Source organism: Streptomyces sp. NBC_00376, assembly GCF_036077095.1.
In the GTDB taxonomy this organism is placed as follows: domain Bacteria; phylum Actinomycetota; class Actinomycetes; order Streptomycetales; family Streptomycetaceae; genus Streptomyces.
Genome location: NZ_CP107960.1, coordinates 8,818,870 through 8,844,257 on the forward strand (window position 1 = coordinate 8,818,870; position 25,388 = coordinate 8,844,257).

Genomic DNA, 25,388 nt, shown 5'->3' on the forward strand with positions numbered 1-25,388 from the left:
GCTAAGAGGTCGTCTTCTCCCAGTGTTTTATCCCGGGATCTACTGTTTGGTCTGTGGTGTCGGGTCGCGCCAGGAGATGGTGGCTTCGTTGGTGAGGCGGCGGGCCATGAGGTCGGTCATGGCGAGGTGGATCATGGCTTCGGAGCGTGTGGGCAGGGTTTCGTAGTCGCGGGCCAGGCGGCGGTGGAGCATGAGCCAGCCATAGGTCCGCTCGACCGCCCATCGCTTCGGAATGGGGATGAAGCCCCCGATTCCGCCTGGACGAGCGGCAGCGCCGTCTACTGATGGGCGCTGAGGCTCGAATTCTGGGACGCGGCGGGATCCGGGCCGTCGCGCAGGCGGCCGAGGTCAGCGAGACCACCCTCCGCAAGGGTGTTGACGAGTTGGAAGCGGGGGCGGAACCGCTGGGTCGGGTCCGCCGTCCCGGTGGCGGGTGCAAGCGGGCAGTCGAGGCAGATCCGGGACTGCGGCCCGCGCTGTTGGCGCTGGTCGAGCCGGACGCGTCACGGCGTCGTCGTGCTCGTTGCGCAGCAGCCAGTCCTTCGCGGTCGCGTCGCTCACGAACTTGTAACCTGTCCCAGAACCGAGAGACCGCCGTCACGGCTTCATTTTGTCGGCCTCCCGGACTTCGTGGAGGTGGATGAGAATGTCGAAGGATTTGGCGATCGCGATGTCGCGCGGCTCGGCGGGGAACTGGGTGCCGAGATTGAGCGTGGGCCGTGCGGTGTTCAGCCAGGAGCGTGTGGGGGCCGGGGAGTGGCGGACGTCGAGGTAGAAGTCCCGGTAGCGGACCTGGTCGAGGATGTGTTCGTTCCTGCCGGGGCCGGCGGATCCCACGGTGAACTTCTTCCAGTCACCGCCGAGGGCGGCGTCCTTCGAGAGGAAGGAACCCTGGTTGAAGGTGAAGCCGATGGGGAGATAGTTCTTGCCCATGGTGTCGCGCAGGAATGAGCCCTGTGTCTTGGGATACATCTCGGGGTCGCCTGCAAGGTAGCCTACGTGGTCGTTGTGTGCGGACAGCAACACCTTGCCGCCGGTCTCGCGCTGCCACCAGGTGACGTTCTGGGCCATCACCTCGTCGCGGAAGCGCTGCGAGGCGGCCACCGAGTCGGGGTTGGTGATGTCCATCGTGAGGAATTTGGTGGTCTGGGCGATCGACCGGGCGTTCTGCTCGGCCCACACGAACTCCTCTTCCTCAGAGCCCTCTTGGCCACTGACAAGTTCCAGGGCCTGCTGTGCCTTGGCGGCGAGCTGCTGTCGTTCCGCGAGCGGCTTGCCCAGGTAGGCGAAGACGTCATCGATGGGGCGCAGGCCGGCGTAGAGCCCGTTGAGCCGCGGCAGAACCGCTGGGTGGTTGCGCTGTACGTAGCTGGTCACCCGGCCGAAGAACTCGTCGCTCAGTGTGGGAGCGCCGACGTCGTTGCCCATGAAGTGGACGGTGCGGTTGGGGTGGCTGCGGTTGAAATCACGCATCCACTCGATAAGGCTCACGAACTCCTCTCGTTCCCAGGGAGAGCTGCCCAGTGCCTCCTTGGCGATCTTGCGGACGTCTCCCTTTCCGGTCTGGAGATATTCGTTGATCTGGAGCCCTGAGGACCAGCTCATCTCCAGAGAGAAAGTGGTGAAACCCTTCTTCTCCACGAGGTGGCGGAAGACCCGTTCCTTCATGGTGAAGAACTCGTGGGAGCCGTGAGTGGCCTCTCCGAGACCGACCACCGTGGCGTCGCCGATCATCGAGTCCAGGGCTCGCAGGTCGGCCGTGTTTCCCCCGGGCTCCGTCGAGCGCAGCGGGTGTGCCGCCCGCTCCAGCGCGCGGACCACGTTCTGCTTCTTCTCAGGCACGTCGGCCTGTGCTGCCTGGACCGCCACAGGAACGAGGACCGCCCCTATCGCGGCCACTGCGGTAGCCAGCAGTCCCCGTCGGCTGATTTTCTTCCGGCGCCTATTCATACTTTTACCCCTTAATTTACTTTCTTCGGCTTGAGAGAATCCTCGCCCTCGATTCCATGGTCACGAAAGGGAGTCTGCTCCCGAATGTTCCGGGGGGTACCCCCACCACCGGAGGTACAGCGGACTGCACGGACAGACGTCGTCGCCTTCTCTGGCGCTGTTCTGGAACACGGGGAGTGTCTAATCAACGGCGGATCTGCTGATCAAGGAGAGACGCCAGGTGAGCGGGACAGTGATCGAGCACGATTCCGTCGAGGAGCCGGGCGGTGGTGCGGTGCCGTCGGCCGCATCGGACGAACAGCTCGTCGCGATGCTGGTCGACCGGGCCCGCAACGAGGGCCTGCAGCTGACCGGTGAGGGTGGGCTGCTGCAGCAGCTGACCAAGCGGGTGGTGGAGTCGGCCCTGGAGGGCGAGATCACCGACCATGTCGGCTACGAAAAGCACGATCCGGCCGGGAAGAACAGCGGCGACAGCCGCAACGGAACTCGTGCGAAAACCGTGCTGACCGACGTCGGCCCGGTCGAGGTCAGGGTGCCCCGGGACACCGCCGGCAGCTTCGAGCCGCAGATCGTCAAGAGGCGGCAGCGCCGCCTGTCCGGCGTGGACGAAAGGGTGCTCTCCCTGTCCGCGAAGGGCCTCACCCACGGGGAGATCTCCGCGCACCTGGCCGAGGTCTACGGGGCGGAGGTGTCCAAGCAGACCATCTCCACGATCACCGACAAGGTGATGGAGGGGATGACCGAATGGCAGAACCGGCCACTCGACCGTGTCCATCCGGTTCTGTTCGTGGACGCCATCAACGTCGAGATCAGGGATGGGCAGGTCGCGAACCGGCCGGTCTACGTCGTGATGGCGGTGACCGTCGAAGGCACCCGGGACATCCCGGGATCTGGGCCGGCGACGGTGGTGAGGGCGCCGAGTACTGGCTGCACGTGTTCACCGGGCTGAAGAACCGCGGCCTGGACGATGTGCTCATGCTCGTCTGCGATGTCCTCAAGGGCCTGCCCGAGGCGGTGGAGGCCGTTTGGCCTCGAACGACTGTCCAGACCTGCGTGGTTCACCTCCTGCGCAACAGCTTCCGTCACGCGGCCCGCCAGGACCGGGACAAGGTCGCCAAGGCCCTCAAGCCCGTCTGCACCGCACCCAACGAAGACGCGGCGGCAGAGCGGTTCGGGGAGTTCCAGGAAGCCTGGGGCCGGAAGTATCCGGCGATCATCAAGCTGTGGGAGAACGCCTGGGCCGAGTTCGTGCCCTTCCTCTCCTTCGACGTCGAGATCCGAAAGGTCATCTGCTCGACGAACGCGATCGAGTCCGTGAACGCCCGCATACGCAAGGCCGTACGGGCCCGCGGACACTTCCCCAACGAGGCCGCCGCCCTCAAGTGCGTCTACATGGCGCTGATGAGCCTGGACCCGACGGGGAAGGGCCGCAAGAGGTGGGCCATGCGCTGGAAGGCACCCCTCAACGCGTTCCAGATCACCTTCGAGGGCCGGCTCACCCCGGCCAACAACTGAACCTCAACAACCAAGATCAGCCGTTAAATTGGCTCTGTTCCGTAGTCGGTGGTGACGTTCTGTTGTCACGACAGAAGGATTCGGTGGCGGAGGAGGTCGAATCCTGCTCGGCCGTGCATCTGGCGCATGATTCTCTTCGTGTGGGTGTTGACGCCTTCGGTGCGGCCGTTGTGGAAGCGCAGGGTCAGGCCGACGTTGACGGCGGCGCGGTCGGGTTCCAGGCCGTTGCAGAAGCTGTGCAGGTGGGGCAGGCCGGCCACACGGGCGGCGCTGATCCACTTGTGAGCCGGGTGTCGTTGCCCTTCGACGGGGTCAGCAGCTGGGCGAACTCTGCGACGAGTCGGGCGAGTTCGGCCATCTCGGGGCATGCGGTGGTGAGGGTCGACAGGAGGGCGGTGTCCTTGGTCCACAGGTGTTCGGGGTGAGTGAGCAGGAGCCGGGTGGCGTGGCGTGGGGTGGTTACCGGCCGGTTGCCTTCGGCTCGTCCCTGGGTGAGGTAGCGGACCAGGAGGTTGTGGCTGCCGGTATAGCCCTGGGCTTTGATCTCGCGGAACAGTTGCGTGACGGTCACCGCGGGCTCGGCCGCGCGCCGGGTGCGCAGGTGCTCGCGGTAGGGGTCGACCAGGGTGGGCCGGTAGCGAGGGGTGATGCGTTCGGCCGACGGCTCGGGGATGCGGGAATAGCGCTTGACGGTGTTCAGGGCCAGGTTCAGGCGGCGGGAGCATTCCAGGAGTCCGACACCCTGGCCGAGGAGGTCGTGGACCTTGCGCCAGCGCTCGCGGGTGGTCTGCTCGTGGACCCCGCCGGGGCGGGGCGCATTCACGGTTGCCCCGCAGGGGGCGTGGGCCCGCACTTCGGCCAGGACCTTGTTGCACAGATTCCGCCACAGGTGCCATCGGTCGCTGACCTGCACCGCGTCGGGCAGCGCCCGACGGATCGCCTCGGCGTAGGTGGCCGACCCGTCCCGGCACACGACCTCGACGCCGGGATGCGTGCGCAGCCAGGCTTCCAGCCCGGCGGCCTCACGGTCGGGCAGCACGTCGATGCGCGCGCTTGTTTCGGCGTCGATGATGATCGTGGCGTACCGGTGTCGGCGGCGCAGGGCGAAGTCGTCGGCCCCGACCACTCGCGGGGTCCGTGCCGCTGGTACGGGGATGCGCCGCAGCAGCCGCAGGGCGGTGGCGAACGACACGGGCGCGGCCAGCGACCGTGTGAGCCGGGCGGCCGCCCGGCCGCATAACTCCTTCACCACCGCGGAGACCTGGCCGGTCAGACGCGTGGTGCGGCGCTGGAGACGCTCCAGCAGCCCGGGGACCTGTTCACGGAAGGTCTGCCGCCGGCATCCCAGGACCGGGCAGACCAAGCGTCGTACCTGGACGTGGATCACGACCTTTCGGCCGTCGACCGGCACATCCGCCACGGTCCGGCTGTGGTACCCGTGCACCTTCCCCGTCAGCACCCCGCACACCGGGCAGGGCAAAGGAACATCCCGGGTCCGGGCCGCGATCCGGATCACCTCACCGCCATCCACCACCTCCTCGATGACCAGCGCAGCGAGCCCCGAAAACACTTTTCCCACAAGGGAGTTGGCATCGCACATGTGATGTCAACGAGACTCGTCACATGTCGTCACCACCGACTACGGAACAGAGCCGTTAAATTGACACACCCTGCGCCCGCAATGCCCCGAAGACCTTCGCCCTGTAGGCCGTTCCTTTTGCGATAGGGGGCGGAAACGGTCGAAGGCAGCCTCACCGGGTGGGCGGGGCCGCCTTCGAGGGGCGGGGCGTCAGGAGGCCGACGGCTCGGCCCTCTCTCCCGAGGCCGGGATGCCGTGGGCGACGGCCCGGGACGAGCACCTCGCCCGTTTCGGGGAAGAGCGGCCCCGTGTCGCATGAGCCCGGCCCGCGCCGCTCACACGTCATCACGGTGGAGCCCGCGCTCACCCAGTTGTCCAAGCTCACCGCGGGCGAGACGCACCGCTTGGACCGCGCGATCGTCGCGATCAGCGTCAACCCCGAACTGGGCACCGAGGTGCCCGGCACCCTGTTGCGCGACTACACGGACGAGATCGACGGCGTACGGGTCATCTACTTCGTGACGGCCCTGAAGACGATCACGATCGTGGCGTACATCGAAGCCTGAGAGACCCAACACCGGGAGTGACGGGAGGGGGAGCAGAGGAGGCGGAGTGGATGGGGCGGAGTGGATGGGGCGGAGTGGGGAAGGGCAGGCGGATCAGAGGCCTGATTCTTCTTCCCGGGTGTCGAAGGCGTCACGGGCGCGTGTGATGGCGGGCATGTTCTGTGAGGCCCACGCCAGCAGCACGTCGATGGGGGGTCGAAGGGTCTTGCCGAGGGGTGTGATCCGGTACCTGACCGCCACCGGCGGGTGGAGACGACCTCGCGCTCGACCACGCCGTTCCGTTCGAGCCGCCGAAGGGTCGAGGTCAGCGACTTCTGTGTGACCTGCGGGATGGCCCGGCGCAACTCGTTGAAGCGGCACGGGCGTTCGCAGAGTTCGTTGAGGACGCTGAGCGACCACTTGTCGAGGATCTGGTCAAGCAGTTCGCGGTGTGGAGGGTCGATGCGGAATTCGTCGTCGGTATCCATGGCGAAACCTGGTCTCGTTGAAGTGTCCTTCTTGCACTAGGTGGCTTACGGATACCTAGAGCAACGGAGAAACACCCATGACTGTTCAGCACTTCACGCCGGAAGGCATGCTGCAACCGGCCCCGTACCACAACGTGGCCGTGGGCACCGGAACGAAGCACATCCACGTCAGCGGACAGGTCGCACGCCGGGCCGACGGCACTCCGGTTGCGCCCGGCGATCTGGCCGGGCAGGTCGCCCAGGCGCTGCGCAACACCTCCGTCGGGCTGGCGGGCGCGGGCGTGTCGTTCGCGGACGTGCTGCGCCTGACGTTCTACGTGACCCGGTGGAGCCCGGAGAAGATCGGCGAGTTCATGGCCGGTGTGGAGGCCGTCGCCGACGAGACCGGGCTCCGGCTCCCCATGCCGCCGGCCTCCCTCATCGGAGTCGAGTACCTCTTCAAGCCGGACGTACTCGTCGAGGTCGAAGCGACCGCGTTGCTCGACTGATCCCTGGGGCGGATGCTGCCCGGACTCGTCCTGATGTGGACGCCGCACGTGAAGGGGAGACGGCGGCAGACCCACCTTTTCCCGACGTCGCTCGCCATCCCACCGGTCTCACCGACCGGGCCGAGCCCGCCCTCGGTCGGCGGCATCGAGCCGAGACCCGTGCGGCCCTGCCTGCCGCCGCCTCGCGAGGACGGTGCCGGGTGGTCAGTGGACGCAGATGTGGGGCGTCGCGGTGCCCGTCGCCGGTGGCTCGCTCGCGGCGGCGCGCGCCACATCGGCCAGCAGGCGCAGGCGCTCCGCGCGGTCCAGGTACCGGCCGTCGACCAGGACGGAGTGGATCCGCTGCGTGTGCCGGATGTCGGTGCGCGGGTCCGCGTCCAGGACCAGCAGGTCTGCTCGGTCGTCCGGCAGTCCGAGCATCCGGGCGGGTGCGCTGGTCGCTGCCTGGAGCACGTCCCGCGTGGGCAGCCCCACCTCGGCGAGCAGTTCCAACTCGTGGTGCAGGGAGAAGCCGGGAACCGCGTAGCCGGTACCGGTGTCAGTACCCGCGATCAACTGCACACCGGCCCGGTGGAGTTCCGCGACGAGGCGCAGCCGGTGTTCGTAGATCTGGTGGATACGGGAGGTGTCCTGCGCGGTGCGGCCTGCGGTGAGGGAGGACCAGATGGCGGGCCAGGATTCGGTCATCCAGCCGGGCAGGTAGGCGAACTCCGGTGACTCGGTGGGCAATTGATCGGTGCGCTCCAGCGAGTGGTGGACGGTGAGGGTCGGTACGACGCGGGTGCCATTGGCGGCGAGCCGGTCGAAGAGGGCACGGGTGCGGCCGATGTCGTACGTCCGCATCGCCTCCCACTCCACCGCGTGCACCTGCCGGAACCAGCTCGCGTAACGCTCGAAGCTGGTGCCGAGGGCGGGGTCGATACGGATCCTCGCCATGGCCCGCCTGATTTCGTCCTCGCGGGCCGAGGTGGCGAGGAGGAGGGCGTGCAGGTGCTCGATGGACTGCTGCCCGCTGTCGCTCGCTCGGGCGACGGGAAGGGTGTCGGGGCAGTGGCCCGCGTGACGCAGGCCCTGCCTGCGGGACTCGTCGGCGATCGCCTCGTACGCCTCCGGTGTCAGCCGCGAGTACACCTTGACGAAGTCGGCGCCGCTCGCTTTCGCCTCGCGCACCGCCTGTCGCGCGGACGGGGCGTCGGTGACCTCGACGACGCGATCGCCGGTGTCATTGGCCCACAACGAGGGCCGCCCGTCGATGATCGAGCTGGCGATCACCCAGCGCGGGCCGAGGAGTTTGCCCGCACGGACCTTGCCGCGCCACTCGTGGTGGAGGGGCCCGCCCCACATCTCGCGCACTGCGGTCACGCCGTTGAGCGGGAAGAGGGGCGGCAGCACGGTCTCGGGCCCTTGGTTGTGGACGTGGGACTCGATGAGGCCGCCCATGACGATGTACTTGCCGGTCAGGTCGTACGTCGTCGCCCCGCTCGGAATCGCGACCTCGGCCGAGCGGCCCGTACGGATGATGCGGCCGTCGCGTACGAGAACGGTGCGGTCGGCGCCCGCGCCCAGGATCGTGGCGTGGGTGAGGGCGATGGTGCTGCTGCCGGGGTGCTGACCGGATGCGGCCGTCGTACGGTCCGGAGCCGTGCGGGGGAAGGCCGCCGCGGGCGGTGCGGCGGACAGGAGGGCGCCGCCGGAGAGGGCGGCCGAGGTGGCGAGGGCTTCGCGTCGAGTGGGCATGGCACCACTCTGGTCCGGGCCGGATCCATGGTCACTGGCTCCAGGCAGTGGGTTCGGGGTGCTGGTGACACCACCACGAAGAGTGGCACCACCACGAAGACGCCATGAAGAGGGGGTGGCTCGGCACGACGTCGTGCCCGCTGTTCTTCGTGTTCGCCGGGTACGTCCGAACCGCCGATCCGGGCGAGGAGACCCCCCGGATGGTCCGGGGCGCCAGAATGGTGCGATGGATCATCACTTCGTAGGCATACCGGATTTGACCGGCGTTCCCCGTGTCGCTGTCGTCATCGACGTCATGCGCACCGTGGCCGCGTGGGCCTTCTCGCGTGGCGTCGAGAGGATCGTGCTGGCCTCGACCGAGATCGAGGCCCTTGCCCTGAAGGAGAGCCATCCGGGGTGGGTGGCCTTGAAGGACGGTGCGCCGGCAGCGGGCTTCGATGCGGTGAACTCACCCGGCCTGCTCAGGTCACGCGATTTCGCGGGCCGCACGATGGTGCAGAAGACGACGGCAGGGACCGTGGGCGCGCTGGCCGTCGCCGACGCACCGCTGGTCCTGTGCGCGAGCTTCGTGGTGGCCGGCCCGACCGCGCGGTTCCTGCGGGCCGGGGATCCCGGCCCAGTGACGTTCGTCGTCACCGGCGAGGAAGGCCGGGCCGACGAGGACCTGGCCTGCGCCGAGTACATCAGTCGTTCCATGGCCGGAGACGATGTCGAGGCGGCCCCGTATCTCGACCGTGCGAGGACTTCCCGAGCCGCAGCCGATCTTGCCAGTGGGCTGCGGAGCGGAAACCACCCGGACGATGTCGACCTCTGCCTGGAGATCGGCAGATTCCCCTTCGCGATGGTGGCTCGCCAGGAAGAGTCTCTGATGGTGCTCCGTCCTGTTGCGGTGCCTGGCATCCCGTCCAGCCCGCCGACCTACTGACCCGCTGACCTACTGACCCACTGGCCGCAGCGGGACGGCACTGGCCGGGCCGTCGCAGGTCAGGTGCTGCCCCGCCGGTCGGGCCCGGAGGGGTGATCCCTGCTCTCTCCCGTTCCCCCGTACATGACGGCCACCGGGCCGCGGACGCCGTGGCGTGGAGCCCGCAGCGTCGACGGCCTCGGTGTGGATCGGCGCGGCTCGGTGTGACTCGGTGCCCGGTCAGACGATGACGGGGACGGCCTCGGCACGGTTGGTGGCCCAGTTGGTGACGATGGGCTTTTCGACGGTGGCGGGGTCGGGGAGCTTGAGCTCGGCGGGGTTCGGGTCGTCCTCGGTGGTGGAGATGATGACGTTCTCGAACTCCGTGCCGCCGTCGCCGTCGGTGGTCTTGGGGTTGATGCCGGTGTACGCGACGGCGGAGCCGGTGAGCTTGATCGGGTCTTCGCCGCCCTGCCCGACGGGGGAGGCGACACCGTCGGCGCCGGAACCGAAGGACACGCTGGGCGTGTTGACCTCCAGGAAGCAGGTGATACCGGGCTTGGCCTTGGCGGTGACGAGGTAGTAGCCGCCGGCCTGGGACTCCGAGGTGACCGTGAAGCTGAGGTCGTTGGTGCCGCAGGACTGTCCGTAGCCGTCCTTCTTGCCGTCGCCGGAGTCGGTCTTGTCGGTCGAGCCGCCGGTGGAGGAGCCGTTGGACCCGGAGCCGCTGGCGGAGGGCTTGTCGCTGGAGGAGCCGTCGCTCCCGCCGCTGCTCGCGGAGGCGGCGGCGGAGGGAGCTGCGGGACCGGCGGCGTCCGCGGCGTCTTCGGGGTCGCAGGCCGTGGTGGTGGCGGCGAGGGCCGTGATGGCTGCGGCGGCCAGGACGAGACGGGTGGAACGGGCGGCGAGACGCGAGCGCATCGTGAACTCCAGCGGCTGTTGGTTGCGGTCTTTCCTGCTGACACCGATGACACTAGGGCTGATTCGATCCTGAAGTGATCCCGTGAATGTCCGGGTCCTGTCTCAGTGATCTTCGTGCGGTAGCACCGTTCGTCGTCGGCACGCGGCCGACCAAGGCAGGGAGCGGTACGCGAACGCAGGAACTGCCGCCGCTGGCCGGGGAGTTGAATGTCCGGGTGGATACTCGGACATAATTCGCAGGCGTGCAGTCATGGAATGAACCTATTCTGCTCCTCATGACCGATTGGAAAAGCGTCGAGGCCGCCGACTGTGCCGTGCCCGATGACCGGCCCATGGACGACCTCGTTCGCGAGCTGTCCCGTGCCCTCGCGGATCCCGATCCGCAGGTCCGGGACGGCGCGCCCTACACCGTCCTTGCGACCTGGATCGCCCGCGGGACGATCGCGGCGTCCCGGCGGCTGGAGCTGGGGGACGAGATGGCCAGCCGGTTCACCGACCCGCGGGTCGAGGCCCGCACCTTCGCGCCGCTCGTGCTCGACATGCTGGTGGAAGCGGGGGACTTCAAGCCCGGCTGGGTGGACGCGTTCGAGCGCTGGTACCCGGTGGAGCGGGATCTACGCGGCCACGACGAGACGCTCGGCTGGCTGCACGCGGTGGCGCACGGCGCGGACCTGCTCGCCGGCTTCGGCTGCCATCCCCGGGTGGCGCCGGTGCGGATGCTGGACCTTGCCGCCGCTCGGCTGACGGCGCCCACCGATCACGTCTACGACCAGTTGGAGGACGACCGCCTGGCACGCGCGATCGCCCGGGTCCTCACCCGCACGGACCTGAGTGAACGCGACGCCGTCCGCTGGCTGGATCCGATTGCCAACCGTTTCGGGGCCGCCCGGATCAGCACGCCGGTGCCCGCTCACCTCAGCAACTGCCTGCGCACCCTGCGCCTGCTCTACATACTCGCCGACCGAGGCGTACGCCCCGTCGACGAACTGCCCGCGCAACCCCTCCACCACCGCGACGCGGTCAAGTCCGCACTCGCCGCCGCCCTCGACCGGATCGTCAGACGCTGACCGACCACACCCGGCCCGGCGTCCGGGCGGACCGGTGCGCACACCCGCGCCAGGCGGATCGAAGGCCTGCACGCCGGACACCGGGCCGGTACGGTCTGGCCGGGCGTGGTGCTCGTCGTTGACCAGGTGATCGGTCAGATCGCCGTCGGAGGCATCCTCCCGCAGCCGCACCTGCGCCCCAACGGGTTCAGCCCGTACGGCGTGGCCCACTCCTCGATCCTTCTCGACGGGAGCTGGCGCGACGGGCTGCTGGGGAGCGGATCCTCGGCGACTAAGAACGTTCAAGTGGCGGTATATGAAGGCAACTTGGCAGCCCCCGCAAAGACGATTCGAGGGAGGGCGCGCCGCGTTTCACCCAGCCTCGGGGCGGCCCCGCCAGCAGTACGACTCCCAGCAGACGGCCGCCCGGGACCGCACGCTCATCGTGCCCGTCGTACTCGGCATCATCCTGCTCATCCTGGTCCTGCTGCTGCGCTCACTGCTCGTCCCGGTCCTGCTCGTGGCGACCGTCGCGCTGAAATTCCTGGCGACGCTGGGGGTGTCGGCCGTCGTCTTCGAGCACCTGCTCGGCTTCAGCAGAACGGACGCCTCGGTGCCGCTGTACGGGTTCGTGTTCCTGGTGGCACTCGGCGTGGACTACAACATCTGGCGTTGTCACGTTGTCGGGGGCGTGATCGTCTGTGGGCGAGCGGGGGCCGGGGCGGCCTGTTGTTCAGACCCTGGCGGGCAGGCCGGTGCTGCCGGTGATGTGGTTCCAGATAGTGAAGCGGATGGTCATCTCGAGGCGGTGGCGGCCGGCGGCCATGTGGTGGCGGTCGGGTCGGAAGTGGGGTGAGATCCCGGTGAACGCGGACAGGAACCGCTGCGCCCCGCCAATGCTGCGGAATCCTTTCATCGCGCGTTCACGCTGCCTCGTCGGCTGATGGGAGTTCTTTGCCCGGTTGTTCAACCCCTTGTGCGAGAGATGTTCCACCGAGGGCATCACCTCACGGTGCGCTGCGCCGTAGGCACGGAGTTTGTCCGTGACGATCACCCTGGGCACCGCCCGGTCGTTTTGAGGAGCCGGCGGAAGAAGCGCCTGGCCGCGGCCTTGTCACGACGGGCCTGCACGAGGATGTCGAGTACCATCCCGTCTTGGTCCACGGCCCGCAACAGGTACTTCCACTCACCATTGATCTTGATGAAGACCTCGTCGAGATGCCACTTGTCACCCGGCCGGGGGCACCTCCGGCGCAACGAGTTGGCATAGGCCTGACCGAACTTCAGGCTCCAGCGGCGGATTGTCTCGTAGGAGACGATCACTCCGCGCTCGAGCATCAGCTCCTCGACCTCGCGGAAGCTGAGCGGGAAGCGGAAGTACAGTCACACGCAGTGCGAGATGACCTCCACCGGGTACCGGTGGCCTTTGTACGACGGTGCCGTGGAAGGCATGATCGGCTCCCCTCCCCGGACCCACCAACCCGGAGATCATCCCAGCCCGACCGTCAATGTGACAGTCCCGTCCCAGTGGTCGACCGGATTCCATTCCTCGGTGAGGTTGGCGTTGTAGGGCGCCATGATGGCAGCTATGGCCTGGGGAACCTTCCGAGGCGAGGTCGGCGGCAGGCACACAGCGGCGAAGAACTTGGTCATGCCCGGGAGCGTAAGCCCTGGGATTTGTCCGCCCATGTGACTGTCACGTCGGCGGATCGTTGTCTCGGCCATGGGGCGGGGTGATCTGACAGATGCGGAGTGGGAGCGGCTGCGGCCGTTCCTGCCGGTGGGCAATGGCCGATGCGGTAGGTGGCGGGATCATCGGCAGGTGATCGACGGGATCTTGCACCGGGTGCGGACCGGCATCCACCGGCGTGACCTGCCGGAACGGTTCGGGCCGTGGAAGACGCTCTATGAGCGGCACCGGCTGTGGTCGGCCGACGGAACCTGGGAGCGGCTGCTCCAGCAGGTCCAAGCCGAAGCGGATGCCGCCGGTGAGATCGACGGGACATCGGGGTGGATTCCACGGCGGTGCGCGCTCATCAGCACGCGGCGGGCGCCCGTACCAGCCCGCCGCCCGCGCCCCGCACGTCAAAAGGGGACGCGGGCGGGGAACACCAGGACGAACCGCCGTGGCAGAGCCTTCACGCCCGCCTGGTGGAGGTGGTGAAGCAGGTGAGGGACTGGGCCGCTCAAGGGGCGGCTTCACCACCAAGCTCCATCTGAGCGCCGAAGGCCGGTGCCGGCCGCTGTCCCTGATCGTCACACCCGGCCAACGGGCCGACTGCACCCAACTGGACCCCGTACTTGACAAGATCCGCGTTCCGCGCACCGGTCCGGGCAGACCGCGCAAGAAGCCCGACAGCCTCGCCGCGGACAAGGCGTACAGCAACGGGCCACGCCGGGACAGCCTGCGCCGCCGGGGCATCCGGCACACCATCCCGGAGAAAACCGACAGCCAGGCCGCCCGCCAGCGCAAAGGCTCACGTGGCGGACGGCCACCCGGCTTCGACAGGCAGCGCTACAAGAAACGCAACACCGTCGAGCGGGCCATCAACAAGCTGAAACAGTCCCGGGCCGTGGCCACGCGATACGACAAGCGCGGCTACGTCTCCGGCAGCGTGCTGGTGGGCTCGCACGGCGGTCGAGTCCACGGACACATCCCAGTCGATCCGGCCCGCGGCATCCTCGGCGGCCTGGATGCGAGACAGCAGCATCTTCCAGGTTCCATCAGCTGACCAGCGACGATGCCGTTTGTAGACGGTCTCCCACGGCCCAAACCGCTCCGGCAGGTCCCGCCACTGGACACCCGTCCGCACTCGGTAGAGAACCCCGTTGATCACCCGACGGTGGTCACTCCACCGACCCCCGCGCCCACCACCACGAGGCAGGAATGACTCCAGCCGGTCCCACTCCGCATTCGTCAGATCCCCACGACCCATCCCACCACCCTGACCTCAACACCCCAGTCCTGTCAGGAGATCCGAGAAACAGTCCCTAGTAGCAATACCGGTGACTTTGTTGGTGGTGGGTCGTTGGGTGTGGTGTGCCAAGGCCTGGACAGGTGAAGTCGTCGGGTGAGCGGTTGTCGGACCGGATCGCTCTGGGTGTGCTGACGCGGGTGTTTCCGCCCGAGTTGGTGGATGAGGTGGTTGTTGGGTGTGGGCGTCTGGAACAGCGGTCGCGGCTGTTGCCGGCCCGGGTGGTGGTCTATTTCGTGCTCGCGATGTGTCTGTTCTCCGGGCAGGGCTATGAGGAGGTGGCCCGACTGCTGACGCAGGGGCTGGAGCGGGTGCGGCGGTGGGAGAAACCGTGGCAGGTGCCCACGACAGCGGCGATCGGCCGGGCCCGCCGGCGATTGGGGCCGGAGCCGTTGAAGGTGCTGTTCGCGCGAGTGTGCCGGCCGGTGGCCGCCCCGGACACTACTGGTGCCTGGTATCGGCAGTGGCGTCTGGTTGCGGTGGACGGCACGGTCTTCGATGTGCCGGACACCGGGGCGAACAGCGATTTCTTCGGCCGGCCCGGCTCGGGCCGGGGACAGCAGCGCAGTGCCTACCCGCAGGTGAGGGTCGCTGCACTGGTGGAGTGCGGGACACACGCGGTGTTCGCCGCGGCGACCGGCCCGCTGTCGGTTCATGAACAGCAGTTGATTCCCGGCCTGCTGGGCCGGCTCGAGCCGGGAATGCTGCTGATGGCCGACCGCGGCATCACCGGCTTCGAGCTGTGGCGGGCCGCCTCGGACACGGGCGCGGACCTGTTGTGGCGCGTCCGGAAGAACATCGTGCTCCCGGTCCTCGAAGCCTTCGACGACGGCTCCTACCTGTCCGAGATCGTTGCGGCAGGCGACCGCAAGCACCGGGACCCGGTCCGGGTCCGCGTCATCGAGTACACCCTCGGCCGCGAGGACGACGACACGGTCTACCGGCTGATCACGACCATCTGTAACCCGCAGGAGGCCCCTGCGGCCGACCTGGCGGGCCTCTACCATCAACGCTGGGAGATCGAGAACACCCTGGACGAGATCAAGACCCATCAGGGCGGACACCGCCTCGTCCTCCGCTCCCAGTACCCCGATGGCGTCGAGCAGGAAATCTACGGTTTCCTTCTTGTCCACCACGCACTCCGGGACGTCATGCACCACACCGCTCACCAGGCCGGCCTCGACCCCGACAGACTGTCCTTCACCCGCACCCTTCGCATCGCTCGCCGCCACGTCACCGACCAGGCGGCACTTTCCCCCCTCACGACTCAGTCGAGCCCTGACCCACACCATCCGTGAGCTGCTGGAACGACTCCTGCCACCCCGCAGGCAACGCTCCAACCCCCGTGTCATCAAACGCAAGATGGCCAACTGGCACCTCAAACACACCCACCACCGCAACCCACCCCGACCACCCGCAGCAGCAATCACACTCATCCCGCCCACCAAACCCGCCAGCAGACGCCAGAAGAGCACCTAAATCACCGGTATTGTCCCTAGTAGGGCTTTGTTAGGTGGTGTCGTAGGGCTGCCATGGGGTGGGTTGTTGGCAGGTGGGGCAGGTTCCGGTCCAGGTGGCCAGCAGATGTTGGAGGAGGTCCAGGGCCTGGTAGAGGGTCAGGCCCTGGCAGGGACTTTTGGGCAGGTCCGCTGTTCGGTCAGGAACAGGTGGGCGGCGGTGACGAGGGTGACGTGGCGGTGCCAGCCGGTGAATGAGCGGCCTTCGAAGTGGTCGAGTCCGAGGGTGGTCTTCAGCTCGCGGTAGTCGTGCTCGATGCGCCACCGTAACTTCGCGAGGCGGGCCAGATCCCGGGCCGGGATGTCGGCTGGCAGGTTGGATATCCAGTACTTGACCGGCTCGTCCTCACCCTCGGGCCACTGGGCGATCAGCCAGGTCAGGCCGATGACACCGTCGGGAGCGGGCTTTGGACGGCGTCCCGCGAGCCGGATGCGCAGGAACACGAAGCGGGAGGTCATCGCGGCTTTGGAGCCCTTGCGCCAGGTGACCGTCACCGCTTTGTCGCGGCCGGCGGCCAGGACGTGTTCGCGCAGGCTGAGTGGGCGGGTTCGGTAGCGGGGCAGCGGCCTGGGACCGAGCCCACCGTAGGGCGGCTGGTGGGGCTTGGCCGCCTCGGCATGAGCGGTCAGTTCGCCCTTGACCTGCAGTGCGTAGGCCAGGCCCCGGTCTTCCAGCGCGTGCCGGAAGTCGGCGTTCGCGCCGTAGCCGGCATCCGCGACCAGCACCGCGGGCCACAGTCCGACCGCTGCCAGTTCGTCGAGCATGTCCAGCGCGAGCTGCCACTTCGGCCGGTGACGCTCTTCGTCGGGGATCCGGCAGTGGGCCCGCCGGTCCGCCGCTTCTGGGCTGTCCCAGCTCTGGGGCAGGAACAGCCGCCACGAGAGCGGGCAGGATGCGGTGCCGGAGGCGGCATGGACGCTGACGCCGATCTGGCAGTTGCCGACCTTGCCCAGGGTGCCGGAGTACTGCCGGGCCACCCCGGGCGAGGACACTCCGTCCTTGGGGAAGCCGGTGTCGTCCACCACCCACACCTGCGGACGCACCACCCCGACCGCACGGCGGGCCAACCCCGCGCGGACTGTGCCCACCGGCCAGGTCGAGGACGTCATGAACTGCTGCAACTGCTGATGGTCCACACCCAGACGCCCAGCCATCGGCTGCATCGACTTCCGACGCCCGTCCAGCAACAGACCCCGCAGATACAACCGGCCCTTCACCCGCTGGTCAGCACGTCTCAGCGAAGCGAACACCTCCCCGGCGAACTCCTCCAACCGGCCACGACACAAAGCGAGTTCATCCGCCCTCATACCAGCAGGAAACCACCAGAACCACCGCCTGCCCAGACACGTAACAAAGCCCTACTAGCTGGTGACGCCCCTTCAGGGGGCCGGGCCGGTATACGCCAGAATCCTGCCGCTAGGGTCAGCCTCCAACGCCGTGGCCTGGGCAGGTGATCCGATAGCGCTGCCGTGGGAACGGGGTTTTTGACGGTTCTTGTGAGCCATCGCCGCATTTCAGAGGGACATCCGCGCTGTTCTGCCAGCGGTGAACCCCGGCCCGACCGGGCTCGACGATCACTACAGTCCAGTCTCATGACGACGATTACAACGCGCACGGTCGAGTACCCGGCCGACGGTCTGACGATGATCGGGCACCTCGCACTCCCGGCCGGCGTCGACCGCCGGCCCGCGGTGCTGCTCGGACCAGAGGGAACGGGGCTCAGCGACGTCGAGCGCAGCCGGGCCGATGCTCTCGCCGAGCTGGGATATGTAGCGCTGGCCTTCGACCTTCACGGCGGGCGCTATTTGGGTGACCCCGAGGAGATGTTGGCCCGTTGCATGCCGCTGCTCGCCAACCCCGACCGGATGCGGGGCATCGGTCATGCGGCGCTCGACGTGTTGCGCGCCGAACCGCGGACCGACCCCGACCGGATAGCCGCCATCGGCTACGGCACCGGGGGTGCCGTCGGGCTGGAACTCGGGCGCGACGGCGTCAGCCTGCGCGCGATCGGGACAGTCAACGCACTGACCACGGGCCGACCGGGCGAGCCGGCGCGCATTCGCTGCCCGGTGTGGGCCGGGGTCGGGTCGGAAGACCCGATCATGCCGCCCGCGCAACGGAACGCGTTCACCGCAGAGATGCAGGCCGCGGGCGTCGACTGGCGCCTCGCGGTCTACGGCGGCGCCTTGCACGCCTTCCACCACCCGCCGGTCGACCACCCCGTGCGTCCCGGCGTCGGCTACCACCCACGGCACGCGCAGCGAGCCTGGCGCGACGTCGTCGACCTGCTCGCCGAGTGCCTGCCCGTGACGGAGGATCTGGGGGCATGACCCAGGTAAGCATGAACGCCAAGTTCGTCCAGCAGTACGCGATCGTGTTCGCCGCCGACGCCGAGGGCGGCACATCCACCCCGATGCTGCTGGCGCGCTCCCGCCACGCCTCCGTCCGCTCCCTGGAGCGGTACGCCCGCCCCGGCGTCGACGCGGTCGCCCGGCACGTCGCCGAACGCGACCCTGCCGCCCGCCGTCGCAGGTGAGTCCGAGCGCATCAGGGCTTCAAGATCATCTCGTTGCCCCTTTGACCCGTATCTCGGCGATGCCCGTGGACCTCCGTGAGTTCAGGGAAACTGAAGGGCTCTGAGTGGGAACCCAGGGGTCCGTCGTCGTGCTCCACGGCACTGGATCCGCGAGTTCGACTCCAACTCGCGACCACGCCGCTTCATGGCTCTCCGGACGCGCAAGATGGTGAGCGGGCTAGCCGAGAGGGCGGCGGTATCGCAACTTGTTCAGAGCGGCTCCGCCAGTGGTGTCTTCCACGGCCGCGCCATCTGCGCGCCAACCGGCGGCCTCGTAGAAGCGCCGGGCGCGTTCATTGCCTTCCAGTACCCACAAGGTGGCTTGCGTGTAGTCGGCCTGTCCGAGGGTGGTCAGCGTGGCCAGCATCAACTGCTTTCCGATCCCCGTGCCCCATACCTCGGGCATCGCGTAGAGCGTGCCGATCTCCGCGACGGCGGGCGTCTCCTGAGACGGGCTGTAACCTGCGAACCCGACGATCCCCACCTCGGTCTCGGCTACCAGTACTCCCGAAGTTGGCCACTGTGTCTCCGCGATGCGTGTCTTCCAGCCGGACTCTTCACGGCTTGGGTCCATGGCATCGAGGTAGTGCTGCGGAACAAGACCGGCAAAGGCCGCCTGCCAGGAGCGCACGTAGACGCCAGCGACCGCTGAAGCGTCATCAGGCCATGCCTGTCGAATCTGCATGGCCGTCATTCTTCAAGGCTCCACAATCCGGGCCAAGTTCTTTTCCCGAGTGGGATGTTGAGTGCTCGGCTGCCTGTTCCAGCAGTGCCCGCGCCGAGTTCGCGTATCGGATCGCGGTCTTCTCGCTGAGGCCGAAGACCTCAGCGAGGTGGAGCGGGTCGGGACCGTGGACGAGGGCTTCTTCGAGCTGGCGGTCTATGCGGAGTCGTTCCAGGGTCGCGGTCTGGCGGTGCAGAGCCGGCCCGGCGACCGAGCTCTTGCCGATGGGGCCGGTTCCCAGCGCGGTGTGCTTGTTGATCAGCAGGTGCGGGTTGGCAGTATCGGGCCAGCGGCGGCGCCGGAACTCCAGCCATTTTCGGGCGACTTGAAGGGTGAGTTCGTCCATCGGGCGGGTGCGGCCATCGATGGACAGGCGCCGATTGCCGATGTCGACGTCGTCGAGCTGGAGGCGGCGGATCGCCGCAGGTCGTGCCGCGTGGACGGCGGCGAGGGCGAGGATCAGCCGGTCGGCGGGATGGGTGACGGCGGCGACAGAACCGTCGATGTGTCCGGGCTCCAGCGGCTGGATGACGCCTTCCTCGCGCTGGCCGACCCGGATGCGGCTGGTCGGGTTCTTGAAGATCGTGCCGTTCTTCTTGGCCCAGCCGAACAGCGACCGCAGAGCGATGATCGTGGTCTGCCGCTGCGAGCCCTGCACGGTTTCGAGGTGGGCGAGCACGTCGTCGCGGGTAACCTCCCGCAGGTGGTCGTAACGGTCCGACCACTCCAGCAGCACGGGCCGGATCCGGTTGAAGTAGTTCCAGACCGTCGCCGCATGGCGGGCCCGGGAACGAGGGCCGCCGTCGTGCAGCAGCCGGGCCCAGTCTCCGACATCGCGGGCGATCCCGGTGGCGAGACCGTCGAGCTTGGACTCCAGCCACAGTCCGAACGACGATGGCCGGTCGTCGAGGAACACGCCGATGTGGTCGAGCACTTCCGTGGTCCGCTCGACGCTCAGGCCGCGCGACCGAAGCACCGGGAAAACCTCCGAGTACCGGATCACGTCGACCTCGGCATGGCCGGTCAGGACGATGACCAGGGCCTGGTCGACGTTCAGACGCGTCTTGCGCGGCCAGCCGCGGGCCTCGCCAAGGCGGTGGGCGCTATGGCGGGCCCAGGCCGGCCAGGGATTGCCGCGGCGAGCGTCCTCATCGCTGACCCGCCCCGTGAGGTCTCGGCGGGCCTCGAACAACGCGAGCTGGCACCAGACCGCGGACGGAGGGGTTGCAGGGGCCGGATCGGGTCGCCGGGGTCGGCCCCGGCGACCGTTCTTGACCGCCGATGGCTTGGGACGCCGGTCCCAGAGTGCCGTCAGTCCGTAGAAGAACAGCTGCTGGTGGCGGAGGTGAGGCAGGAAGGACTCCGGTTTGCCGCCAGTCGCGGCGGCCTCCGTTCTCGCCTGGACCCAGCACAGACGGCAGTACTCCTCCCGCAGGGGTACTTGGCGCGTGCAGCCGGCGCACGCACCTCCCCTCCATCGGCTGGCGAACGAGGAACACGTCGAGCACCGCGGCTCGAAGAAACGCCCCCAGGACAGGCAATCCGGGCAGGAACTCGGGTCCATAGGTCACATCGGAGGAAGGGACCGACCATCCCGGCGGCGAGGAACCACCGCCGGGGCCGGTCCCGAGGAGCCAGCGGCCGCTTGCCGGACATCGGTGTCCTGGCCGGGACGGGTGACTTTCTGCGGTTCGGGGATCAGCAGGTCACCGATCTCGCAGCCCAGGACGACGCAGATCACGTCCAGGTCCTCCAGCTTGAGGGAGACCGGCTGCCCGGACCACAGCCCGGACATCTTCCCCGCCGAGATGACCAACCCATGCTCAGCCAGGTTCCGTTGGAGCTCGGACGCCTTCCAGATGCCCTTGTTCGCGGCGGTCAGCCGCAGGTTCCACCTCATCGGATCAGCCCTTCCAGCCGCTTCGCGGCCCGCTCTTGCCCTGCCGCCCAGGCGTCCTCGACCCGGGTCTGCTGCACATGGACGTACCGCATCGTCGTGGCAATCCAGGAATGTCCCAAAACCTCCTGGATCGAGATCAGGTCGAGCCCGTTCAGATAGAGCTGGGACGCGCAGAAGTGCCGCAGGACGTGCGGCGTCAGCTTGTCGGTCCAGCTGGGCAGGTGGAGCTTGGTAGCCTCCGCGAGACCGTTGCGCAGGGCATCGTCACCGACCCGCCGTGAGGAGCCGTCGGCGTTCTTGCGTTCGGAGGGCAGCAGTGGGGCGCCAGGGCGGGTGTGGTCGTCGCCGAACTGACCCCACACATCCTCGATGAACCACCGCAGAGTCCGGCCCGCACCGTTGATCAGCGGCACCATCCGCTCGCGCGGGCCCGATCCGCGCTTCCCCTTGCCATAGCGGACATGGAGCTTGCCGAACCGCCCGAGGTTCCACTTGATGTCATCCAGGTCCAGCCTGCGGGCCTCGTTCACCCTCAGCCCCACCTCGGACATCAGCTTCGAGGCGGTGTAGTTCCTGGCCATCGGGGCGAACTTCCGGCAGGTGGCCAGCTCACCGGCCCAGCCGGTGAACAACTGCCCGACCTCCGGCTCCAGTGGCGGGATCCGCAGCTGGGCGTCCTTCGCCCCGCGCGGCCGATTCATCTCGTCGATCGGACACTCGACAACCCGGCCGGTCATCCGGTGCAGTTCGACCTTGTGCCTCAGCTCCAGGAACGTGAAGTACGTGGTGAGCGCCTGCGACCGGGCAAGCCGGGTGCCGCTGGGCGAGTTCCGCAGCACCTTCCCGAAGTACGCGTCCGCGTCGGCGGGCTCCATGTCCCACAGCGGCCGACCGAACCACGTCCGCACCTGTTCCAGGTGACCGACGTCCCCGCGGATGGTGCCGTCCGTCAGCCCGGCCGACGCCCGTGCGAGCACGAACCCGGCCAGCGCGTCGGTCTCGAACTGCTCCAGTTCCTCCGCCGAGACCGGAGCCCGCACATCGCGGAGGTCCCGCACGACTGCCAGTGCCGCCAACCCGAGCCCCCTCACCTTCACCCGGACCGCAGATCGGTCGGACGAGATGAGAACGCTTCAAGAATCCCGAAGTTACGTCACCTGGCGGGAGAGCATACGAAGGAGGACGAACCCCCTGGCCACGGGGCTGGGGACTCAGCAGGGCTCAGGGGAACTCACGGGATGTCGCACACAGCAGTCAACGGTCAACGCCAAACCCCGTCCACAAGTTCGCCGCGCACGCGGACGCCTTTCCGTGGGCCTGGTCTTCGCAGCTGGCGGACGAGTGGTTCGGCGACCTGCGGGCGGTCCACGGCTGTGTCCGCTCGACGCTGCGTGGCTACCAGGAGGCGGTGCGGCTGTTCTGCGACTACGCCACCGACCCCGCCTACGGCTGGGCCGCCGAGTGCGAGCGGCGCTTCGGCACCCATCCGATCCAGGTGTGTCACGAGTGGAACACCGCCGTGCACATGCAGGAGTGCGAGGCCGAGTCCCCGAAACGGGCCTTCACCCGGGAGGAATTACAGGCGTTCTTCGACCACGCCGACGACGGGGTGAGCCGGGTCCGCAGACGCGGCCGCAAGGGGTGGCTGCCCGCCTTCCGCGACGCGATGTTGTTCAAGACCTCGTACGCCTACGGGCTGCGGCGCAACGAGACGCGGATGCTCGACACGGCCGACTTCGGTCGCAACCCCGAGGGGGCGGAGTTCGGCGAATACGGCGTCTGCTACGTCCGCCACGGCAAAGCGAAGAAGGGCTCGCCCCCGAAGCGCCGCAGCGTGCTGACCGTGTGGGACTGGTCGGCCGAGATCCTCGACCAGTGGATCAACGAGGTGAGACCTGCCATGCGACACACCGACGGGCCCGCCCTGTGGCCGTCCGAACGCGGCCGGCGCGTTGGTCTGCAACGGCTGGACTCCCGCTTCGCCGCCTACCGCGACGACCTCGGCCTGGACCCGGTCCTGGACTTCTACTCGCTGCGCAGGTCGTACGTCACCCACCTGATCGAGGACGGCTGGGACCTGCTGTTCGTCCAGCAGCAGGCCGGCCACGACCACGCGTCCACCACCTCCATCTACACCTGTGTGTCCTCCGACTTCCGCACCCGCACCCTGCGGCGGGCCCTGGACACCACCATCGAGGCCGCGCTCAAGCCCCCGAGGAGGGCCCAATGAAACGCCAGGTCAGCTACCAGTGGCGACTGCGCGAGAGGATGGCCACCGCCGGGATGTTCACCACCAGCGAGTTCGCCCCACCGCTCGCCGAGCGCGGCATCGACCTCTCCCTCTCCCAGGTCCACCGCCTGGTCACCGGCACCCCCGAGCGGCTGTCGCTGCCGGTGCTGGCCGCGCTCTGCGACATCTTCGAGTGCATCCCGGCCGACCTGATTGCCACCAAGGCGGAGAACGCCACCATCCGCAGGGTCGCCATCGGCGACGCGGTCGTCGACCTGTCGGCGATCCGTCCCAAGCGCGCCCGCATCCGGCCCGAAGGATGAGCCGCACCCGCGTCCGCGCCGAGGTCCTGTTCTGCGCGCGCTGCCGCCGGGCCGTGCGTCTCGGGGCGGCGCACTTGCCCGAGGGCTATCTCTGCCCGCGCTGCTACGACCACGTGCTGGAGACCTATGGGACCTGCACCGGCTGCGGCACTGAGCGGCTGACGCCCGGCCTCGCGCCGGACGGCGGCAAGCTCTGCACCGACTACGCCGGTGGCCTCGGCGACTTCACCTGCGAACGGTGCGGACGAGAGGCCAGGCGCTACCGGCGCGGAGTCTGCGGCCAATGCGTGCTGGCTGAGCGCCTTGGCGAACTCCTTGACGACGGCACCGGCTCCGTCCGGGCCGAACTCCTCCCACTCTTCGACGCCCTGGGGCAGACGCGCCGCCCGAAGGGCGCCCTGACCTGGACCAGCAAGCCCCACGTCCAGCGGTACCTGCGGGCCCTGGCCCGCGGCGAAGTCCCGCTCACCCACGAGGGCCTGAGCCGGCTCACCCCCTGGCGTTCCGTGGCCTACCTGCGTGATCTGCTCATCCAGGCCGGGATCCTGCCACCGGCCGACCGGCAGCTGCTGCTGTTCCAGCGATGGCTCGCCGAGAACTGCCCGCCATCGACGATGCCGGGCACCGGCAGTTGCTGGAGCTCTTTGCCGCCTGGCACGTCCAGCGCCGCCTGAACACCCTGGTCGGCCGCGGCCCGCTCACCGGCAAGCAGGTCCAGCAGGCCCGCGACGAGATCCGCCTCGCGACCGCCTTCCTCGATCACCTTGCCGAGCGTGGACGGTCTCTCGCCGACTGCGCGCAGGCCGATGTCGACGCCTGGTACGCCGGCGGCCACACCGCCCGGCGCCTCACCCACGCCTTCCTGCGGGGGGCGATGCAGTCCAAGCACCTGCCGAAGGTCGCCATCCCGCACCGCTCCACAAGCAATCCCGCCCCGCTCGCCCAGCACCAGCGGCTCGCACTGCTGCGACAACTCGTAAACCACGACGACGTGCCGCTCCAGGACCGCGTCGCGGGCGTGCTCGTCCTTCTCTACGCACAGCCGCTCACCCGGATCGCCCGGCTCGGCATCGACTACGTCCTGCACGAGGACGGCGAGATCCTGGTCCGGCTCGGCGACCCGCCGTCGCCCGTTCCGACCCCCTTCGCCGGGATGCTGCTGGACTACCTGGGGCAGCGGCCGAACACCATGACCGCGACCAATCCGGACGCCCGATGGCTCTTCCCCGGCCGCCGGGCTGGACAGCCCATGACCCCGGAAACCCTGGAACTCCGACTCCGTCACCTGGCCTTCCCGACCCAGCGAGGACGCACCGCGGCGATCCGCCACCTCGTCCTCCAGGCCCCCGCTCCGGTGGTCGCCCGGATGCTCGGCTACCACGACGACACCACCGCCCAGCTCGCCGTCGAGGCAGGAGGAACCTGGCGTTACTACGCTCCTGGCGACCACTCACGGTCACCAGGAGCGTAGTAACGCCGCCCCGCCGAACAGTTCGGCGGGGCGATGCGATCACAGTGGAATCGAATGGGCTCAGGCTCGCTCTCGCACCTCGGTGCCGTCGTACGTCCCGCCGATGCAGGTGCCTAGCCCGGGCTCGATCTGCATAACCTGCCCGCCTCCGTCCAAGCACTGTCGCGGGAAGATCCAAGCTTCCGCGTTGGCGAATCCCGCGCTTCCGAGCGTGAGAGCAACGGTCCCGGCGCACAAGGCAACCGCTGTAAGGGCACGACGCATGGGGACATCCTCGGGTCGAATCGGTTGGGCAAACAGCCAATTGGATCCCCGTTCGGTGCCTTGCTTTCGGCATTCCTCCGATTGTGGGCGCGTCATGCTCGCATCCGTCGGTTGCCGAGGAACGACTACCTGGGGTGTGAAACTGGCGACCACTCACGGTCACCAAGAGCACTCAACAGCTGAGGAATACGAGACTCCCGATTACGCGAGGTCGCCAGTTTCACACCCCTAATAG

General features: G+C 68.2%; 20 protein-coding genes and 9 pseudogenes. 15 read left to right on the forward strand and 14 right to left on the reverse strand.

Annotated elements, in window-relative coordinates:
• Positions 1 to 39: 39 nt before the first annotated feature.
• Positions 40 to 225 (reverse strand): annotated as a pseudogene (locus OG842_RS39700) (transposase); the annotation flags it as partial.
• 59 nt (positions 226 to 284) lie between these two features.
• On the opposite strand from OG842_RS39700, the pseudogene OG842_RS39705 reads away from it, so the two are divergent.
• Positions 285 to 500, forward strand: a pseudogene (locus OG842_RS39705) (ISAzo13 family transposase); the annotation flags it as partial.
• A gap of 97 nt (positions 501 to 597) precedes the next feature.
• On the opposite strand, the gene OG842_RS39710 reads toward OG842_RS39705, so the two are convergent.
• Complete coding sequence (locus OG842_RS39710) at positions 598 to 1,950, reverse strand: erythromycin esterase family protein (protein WP_266734011.1); 1,353 nt, start codon at positions 1,948 to 1,950, stop codon at positions 598 to 600.
• 310 nt (positions 1,951 to 2,260) lie between these two features.
• Between OG842_RS39710 and OG842_RS39715 the strand changes: the two are divergent.
• Positions 2,261 to 3,465 (forward strand): annotated as a pseudogene (locus OG842_RS39715) (IS256 family transposase).
• Between the two features lie 65 nt (positions 3,466 to 3,530).
• On the opposite strand, the pseudogene OG842_RS39720 reads toward OG842_RS39715, so the two are convergent.
• Positions 3,531 to 5,065, reverse strand: a pseudogene (locus OG842_RS39720) (ISL3 family transposase).
• A 287-nt stretch (positions 5,066 to 5,352) separates the two neighbouring features.
• On the opposite strand from OG842_RS39720, the gene OG842_RS39725 reads away from it, so the two are divergent.
• On the forward strand, positions 5,353 to 5,610 hold the full coding sequence (locus OG842_RS39725; protein ID WP_266734009.1) for a hypothetical protein: 258 nt from the start codon (positions 5,353 to 5,355) through the stop codon (positions 5,608 to 5,610).
• Positions 5,611 to 5,703: 93 nt separating this feature from the next.
• Here OG842_RS39725 and OG842_RS39730 read toward each other — a convergent pair.
• Positions 5,704 to 6,077 (reverse strand): annotated as a pseudogene (locus OG842_RS39730) (winged helix-turn-helix transcriptional regulator).
• Positions 6,078 to 6,154: 77 nt separating this feature from the next.
• On the opposite strand from OG842_RS39730, the gene OG842_RS39735 reads away from it, so the two are divergent.
• Positions 6,155 to 6,565 (forward strand): RidA family protein, encoded by a 411-nt coding sequence (locus tag OG842_RS39735; protein WP_266734008.1) that lies wholly within the window; start codon positions 6,155 to 6,157, stop codon positions 6,563 to 6,565.
• Positions 6,566 to 6,769: 204 nt separating this feature from the next.
• Here OG842_RS39735 and OG842_RS39740 read toward each other — a convergent pair whose 3' ends face one another.
• Positions 6,770 to 8,302 carry an amidohydrolase family protein gene (locus OG842_RS39740; RefSeq protein WP_266734006.1) on the reverse strand — a complete coding sequence of 511 codons (1,533 nt, stop codon included), beginning with the start codon at positions 8,300 to 8,302 and terminating at the stop codon, positions 6,770 to 6,772.
• A 226-nt stretch (positions 8,303 to 8,528) separates the two neighbouring features.
• Here OG842_RS39740 and OG842_RS39745 point away from each other — a divergent pair, with 226 nt between their 5' ends.
• Complete coding sequence (locus OG842_RS39745; RefSeq protein ID WP_266737198.1) at positions 8,529 to 9,227, forward strand: 2-phosphosulfolactate phosphatase; 699 nt, start codon at positions 8,529 to 8,531, stop codon at positions 9,225 to 9,227.
• Positions 9,228 to 9,446: 219 nt separating this feature from the next.
• Here the strand turns inward: OG842_RS39745 and OG842_RS39750 are convergent, their stop codons facing one another.
• The gene (locus tag OG842_RS39750; RefSeq protein WP_266734004.1) at positions 9,447 to 10,127 is read right to left on the reverse strand and encodes a DUF4232 domain-containing protein; all 681 of its coding nucleotides are present in this window, start codon (positions 10,125 to 10,127) and stop codon (positions 9,447 to 9,449) included.
• A gap of 275 nt (positions 10,128 to 10,402) precedes the next feature.
• Between OG842_RS39750 and OG842_RS39755 the strand changes: the two genes are divergently transcribed.
• Positions 10,403 to 11,194 (forward strand): DUF2785 domain-containing protein, encoded by a 792-nt coding sequence (locus OG842_RS39755; protein WP_266734002.1) that lies wholly within the window; start codon positions 10,403 to 10,405, stop codon positions 11,192 to 11,194.
• A gap of 364 nt (positions 11,195 to 11,558) precedes the next feature.
• Positions 11,559 to 11,843, forward strand: a pseudogene (locus tag OG842_RS39760) (MMPL family transporter); the annotation flags it as partial.
• A 63-nt stretch (positions 11,844 to 11,906) separates the two neighbouring features.
• Here OG842_RS39760 and OG842_RS39765 read toward each other — a convergent pair.
• Together OG842_RS39765 and OG842_RS39770 are read right to left on the reverse strand one after the other, a co-directional pair.
• A pseudogene (locus OG842_RS39765) lies at positions 11,907 to 12,625 on the reverse strand (IS6 family transposase).
• 36 nt (positions 12,626 to 12,661) lie between these two features.
• A complete protein-coding gene (locus OG842_RS39770; RefSeq protein ID WP_266734001.1) occupies positions 12,662 to 12,826 on the reverse strand; it encodes a hypothetical protein in 165 nt (54 codons plus the stop codon).
• 70 nt (positions 12,827 to 12,896) lie between these two features.
• On the opposite strand from OG842_RS39770, the pseudogene OG842_RS39775 reads away from it, so the two are divergent.
• Positions 12,897 to 13,782, forward strand: a pseudogene (locus OG842_RS39775) (IS5 family transposase); the annotation flags it as partial.
• Here OG842_RS39775 and OG842_RS39780 read toward each other — a convergent pair.
• Positions 13,780 to 14,109 (reverse strand): annotated as a pseudogene (locus OG842_RS39780) (IS5 family transposase); the annotation flags it as partial. The pseudogenes OG842_RS39775 and OG842_RS39780 overlap by 3 nt on opposite strands.
• 104 nt (positions 14,110 to 14,213) lie before the next feature.
• On the opposite strand from OG842_RS39780, the gene OG842_RS39785 reads away from it, so the two are divergent.
• A complete protein-coding gene (locus tag OG842_RS39785; protein ID WP_266734200.1) occupies positions 14,214 to 15,446 on the forward strand; it encodes an IS4 family transposase in 1,233 nt (410 codons plus the stop codon).
• A 318-nt stretch (positions 15,447 to 15,764) separates the two neighbouring features.
• On the opposite strand, the gene OG842_RS39790 is transcribed toward OG842_RS39785, so the two are convergent.
• Entirely contained in the window at positions 15,765 to 16,973 is a 1,209-nt protein-coding gene (locus OG842_RS39790) for an IS701 family transposase (protein WP_266734000.1), read from the reverse strand.
• 285 nt (positions 16,974 to 17,258) lie between these two features.
• Between OG842_RS39790 and OG842_RS39795 the strand changes: the two genes are divergently transcribed.
• The gene (locus tag OG842_RS39795; protein WP_266733998.1) at positions 17,259 to 17,996 is read left to right on the forward strand and encodes a dienelactone hydrolase family protein; all 738 of its coding nucleotides are present in this window, start codon (positions 17,259 to 17,261) and stop codon (positions 17,994 to 17,996) included.
• A complete protein-coding gene (locus OG842_RS39800; protein WP_266733996.1) occupies positions 17,993 to 18,202 on the forward strand; it encodes a hypothetical protein in 210 nt (69 codons plus the stop codon). The genes OG842_RS39795 and OG842_RS39800 overlap by 4 nt, the downstream gene beginning before the upstream one ends.
• 217 nt (positions 18,203 to 18,419) lie before the next feature.
• On the opposite strand, the gene OG842_RS39805 is transcribed toward OG842_RS39800, so the two are convergent.
• The 4 genes from OG842_RS39805 to OG842_RS39820 form a co-directional block, all read right to left on the reverse strand.
• Positions 18,420 to 18,926 (reverse strand): GNAT family N-acetyltransferase, encoded by a 507-nt coding sequence (locus OG842_RS39805; RefSeq protein WP_266733995.1) that lies wholly within the window; start codon positions 18,924 to 18,926, stop codon positions 18,420 to 18,422.
• Positions 18,901 to 20,157 carry a hypothetical protein gene (locus tag OG842_RS39810; protein ID WP_266733993.1) on the reverse strand — a complete coding sequence of 419 codons (1,257 nt, stop codon included), beginning with the start codon at positions 20,155 to 20,157 and terminating at the stop codon, positions 18,901 to 18,903. The genes OG842_RS39805 and OG842_RS39810 overlap by 26 nt, the downstream gene beginning before the upstream one ends.
• 375 nt (positions 20,158 to 20,532) lie before the next feature.
• Positions 20,533 to 20,865, reverse strand: a complete 333-nt coding sequence (locus OG842_RS39815) for a helix-turn-helix domain-containing protein (RefSeq protein WP_266733991.1) — start codon at positions 20,863 to 20,865, stop codon at positions 20,533 to 20,535.
• A complete protein-coding gene (locus OG842_RS39820) occupies positions 20,862 to 21,941 on the reverse strand; it encodes a tyrosine-type recombinase/integrase (RefSeq protein ID WP_266733989.1) in 1,080 nt (359 codons plus the stop codon). The genes OG842_RS39815 and OG842_RS39820 overlap by 4 nt, the downstream gene beginning before the upstream one ends.
• Before the next feature lie 332 nt (positions 21,942 to 22,273).
• On the opposite strand from OG842_RS39820, the gene OG842_RS39825 reads away from it, so the two are divergent.
• From OG842_RS39825 to OG842_RS39840, 4 genes are read left to right on the forward strand one after another with little or no spacing between them, the layout of a single operon-like run.
• The gene (locus OG842_RS39825; RefSeq protein WP_266733987.1) at positions 22,274 to 23,095 is read left to right on the forward strand and encodes a tyrosine-type recombinase/integrase; all 822 of its coding nucleotides are present in this window, start codon (positions 22,274 to 22,276) and stop codon (positions 23,093 to 23,095) included.
• Complete coding sequence (locus OG842_RS39830; RefSeq protein WP_266733986.1) at positions 23,092 to 23,418, forward strand: helix-turn-helix domain-containing protein; 327 nt, start codon at positions 23,092 to 23,094, stop codon at positions 23,416 to 23,418. The genes OG842_RS39825 and OG842_RS39830 overlap by 4 nt, the downstream gene beginning before the upstream one ends.
• Positions 23,415 to 24,092 (forward strand): hypothetical protein, encoded by a 678-nt coding sequence (locus OG842_RS39835; RefSeq protein WP_266733985.1) that lies wholly within the window; start codon positions 23,415 to 23,417, stop codon positions 24,090 to 24,092. Before OG842_RS39830 ends, OG842_RS39835 begins: the two co-directional genes overlap by 4 nt.
• Positions 24,002 to 24,889: a hypothetical protein gene (locus OG842_RS39840; protein WP_266733984.1), complete on the forward strand. Its 888-nt coding sequence runs from the start codon at positions 24,002 to 24,004 to the stop codon at positions 24,887 to 24,889. The genes OG842_RS39835 and OG842_RS39840 overlap by 91 nt, the downstream gene beginning before the upstream one ends.
• The last annotated feature ends 499 nt before the right edge of the window (positions 24,890 to 25,388 follow it).

Bases quoted from the DNA above. Each gene is read 5' to 3' on its own strand.
- OG842_RS39710 (WP_266734011.1), bottom strand. From the start codon at position 1,950: ATGAATAGGCGCCGGAAGAAAATCAGCCGACGGGGACTGCTGGCTACC.
- OG842_RS39735 (WP_266734008.1), top strand. From the start codon at position 6,155: ATGACTGTTCAGCACTTCACGCCGGAAGGCATGCTGCAACCGGCCCCG.
- OG842_RS39740 (WP_266734006.1), bottom strand. From the start codon at position 8,302: ATGCCCACTCGACGCGAAGCCCTCGCCACCTCGGCCGCCCTCTCCGGC.
- OG842_RS39745 (WP_266737198.1), top strand. From the start codon at position 8,529: ATGGATCATCACTTCGTAGGCATACCGGATTTGACCGGCGTTCCCCGT.
- OG842_RS39750 (WP_266734004.1), bottom strand. From the start codon at position 10,127: ATGCGCTCGCGTCTCGCCGCCCGTTCCACCCGTCTCGTCCTGGCCGCC.
- OG842_RS39755 (WP_266734002.1), top strand. From the start codon at position 10,403: ATGACCGATTGGAAAAGCGTCGAGGCCGCCGACTGTGCCGTGCCCGAT.
- OG842_RS39770 (WP_266734001.1), bottom strand. From the start codon at position 12,826: ATGACCAAGTTCTTCGCCGCTGTGTGCCTGCCGCCGACCTCGCCTCGG.
- OG842_RS39790 (WP_266734000.1), bottom strand. From the start codon at position 16,973: ATGAGGGCGGATGAACTCGCTTTGTGTCGTGGCCGGTTGGAGGAGTTC.
- OG842_RS39795 (WP_266733998.1), top strand. From the start codon at position 17,259: ATGACGACGATTACAACGCGCACGGTCGAGTACCCGGCCGACGGTCTG.
- OG842_RS39800 (WP_266733996.1), top strand. From the start codon at position 17,993: ATGACCCAGGTAAGCATGAACGCCAAGTTCGTCCAGCAGTACGCGATC.
- OG842_RS39805 (WP_266733995.1), bottom strand. From the start codon at position 18,926: ATGCAGATTCGACAGGCATGGCCTGATGACGCTTCAGCGGTCGCTGGC.
- OG842_RS39815 (WP_266733991.1), bottom strand. From the start codon at position 20,865: ATGAGGTGGAACCTGCGGCTGACCGCCGCGAACAAGGGCATCTGGAAG.
- OG842_RS39830 (WP_266733986.1), top strand. From the start codon at position 23,092: ATGAAACGCCAGGTCAGCTACCAGTGGCGACTGCGCGAGAGGATGGCC.
- OG842_RS39835 (WP_266733985.1), top strand. From the start codon at position 23,415: ATGAGCCGCACCCGCGTCCGCGCCGAGGTCCTGTTCTGCGCGCGCTGC.
- OG842_RS39840 (WP_266733984.1), top strand. From the start codon at position 24,002: ATGGCTCGCCGAGAACTGCCCGCCATCGACGATGCCGGGCACCGGCAG.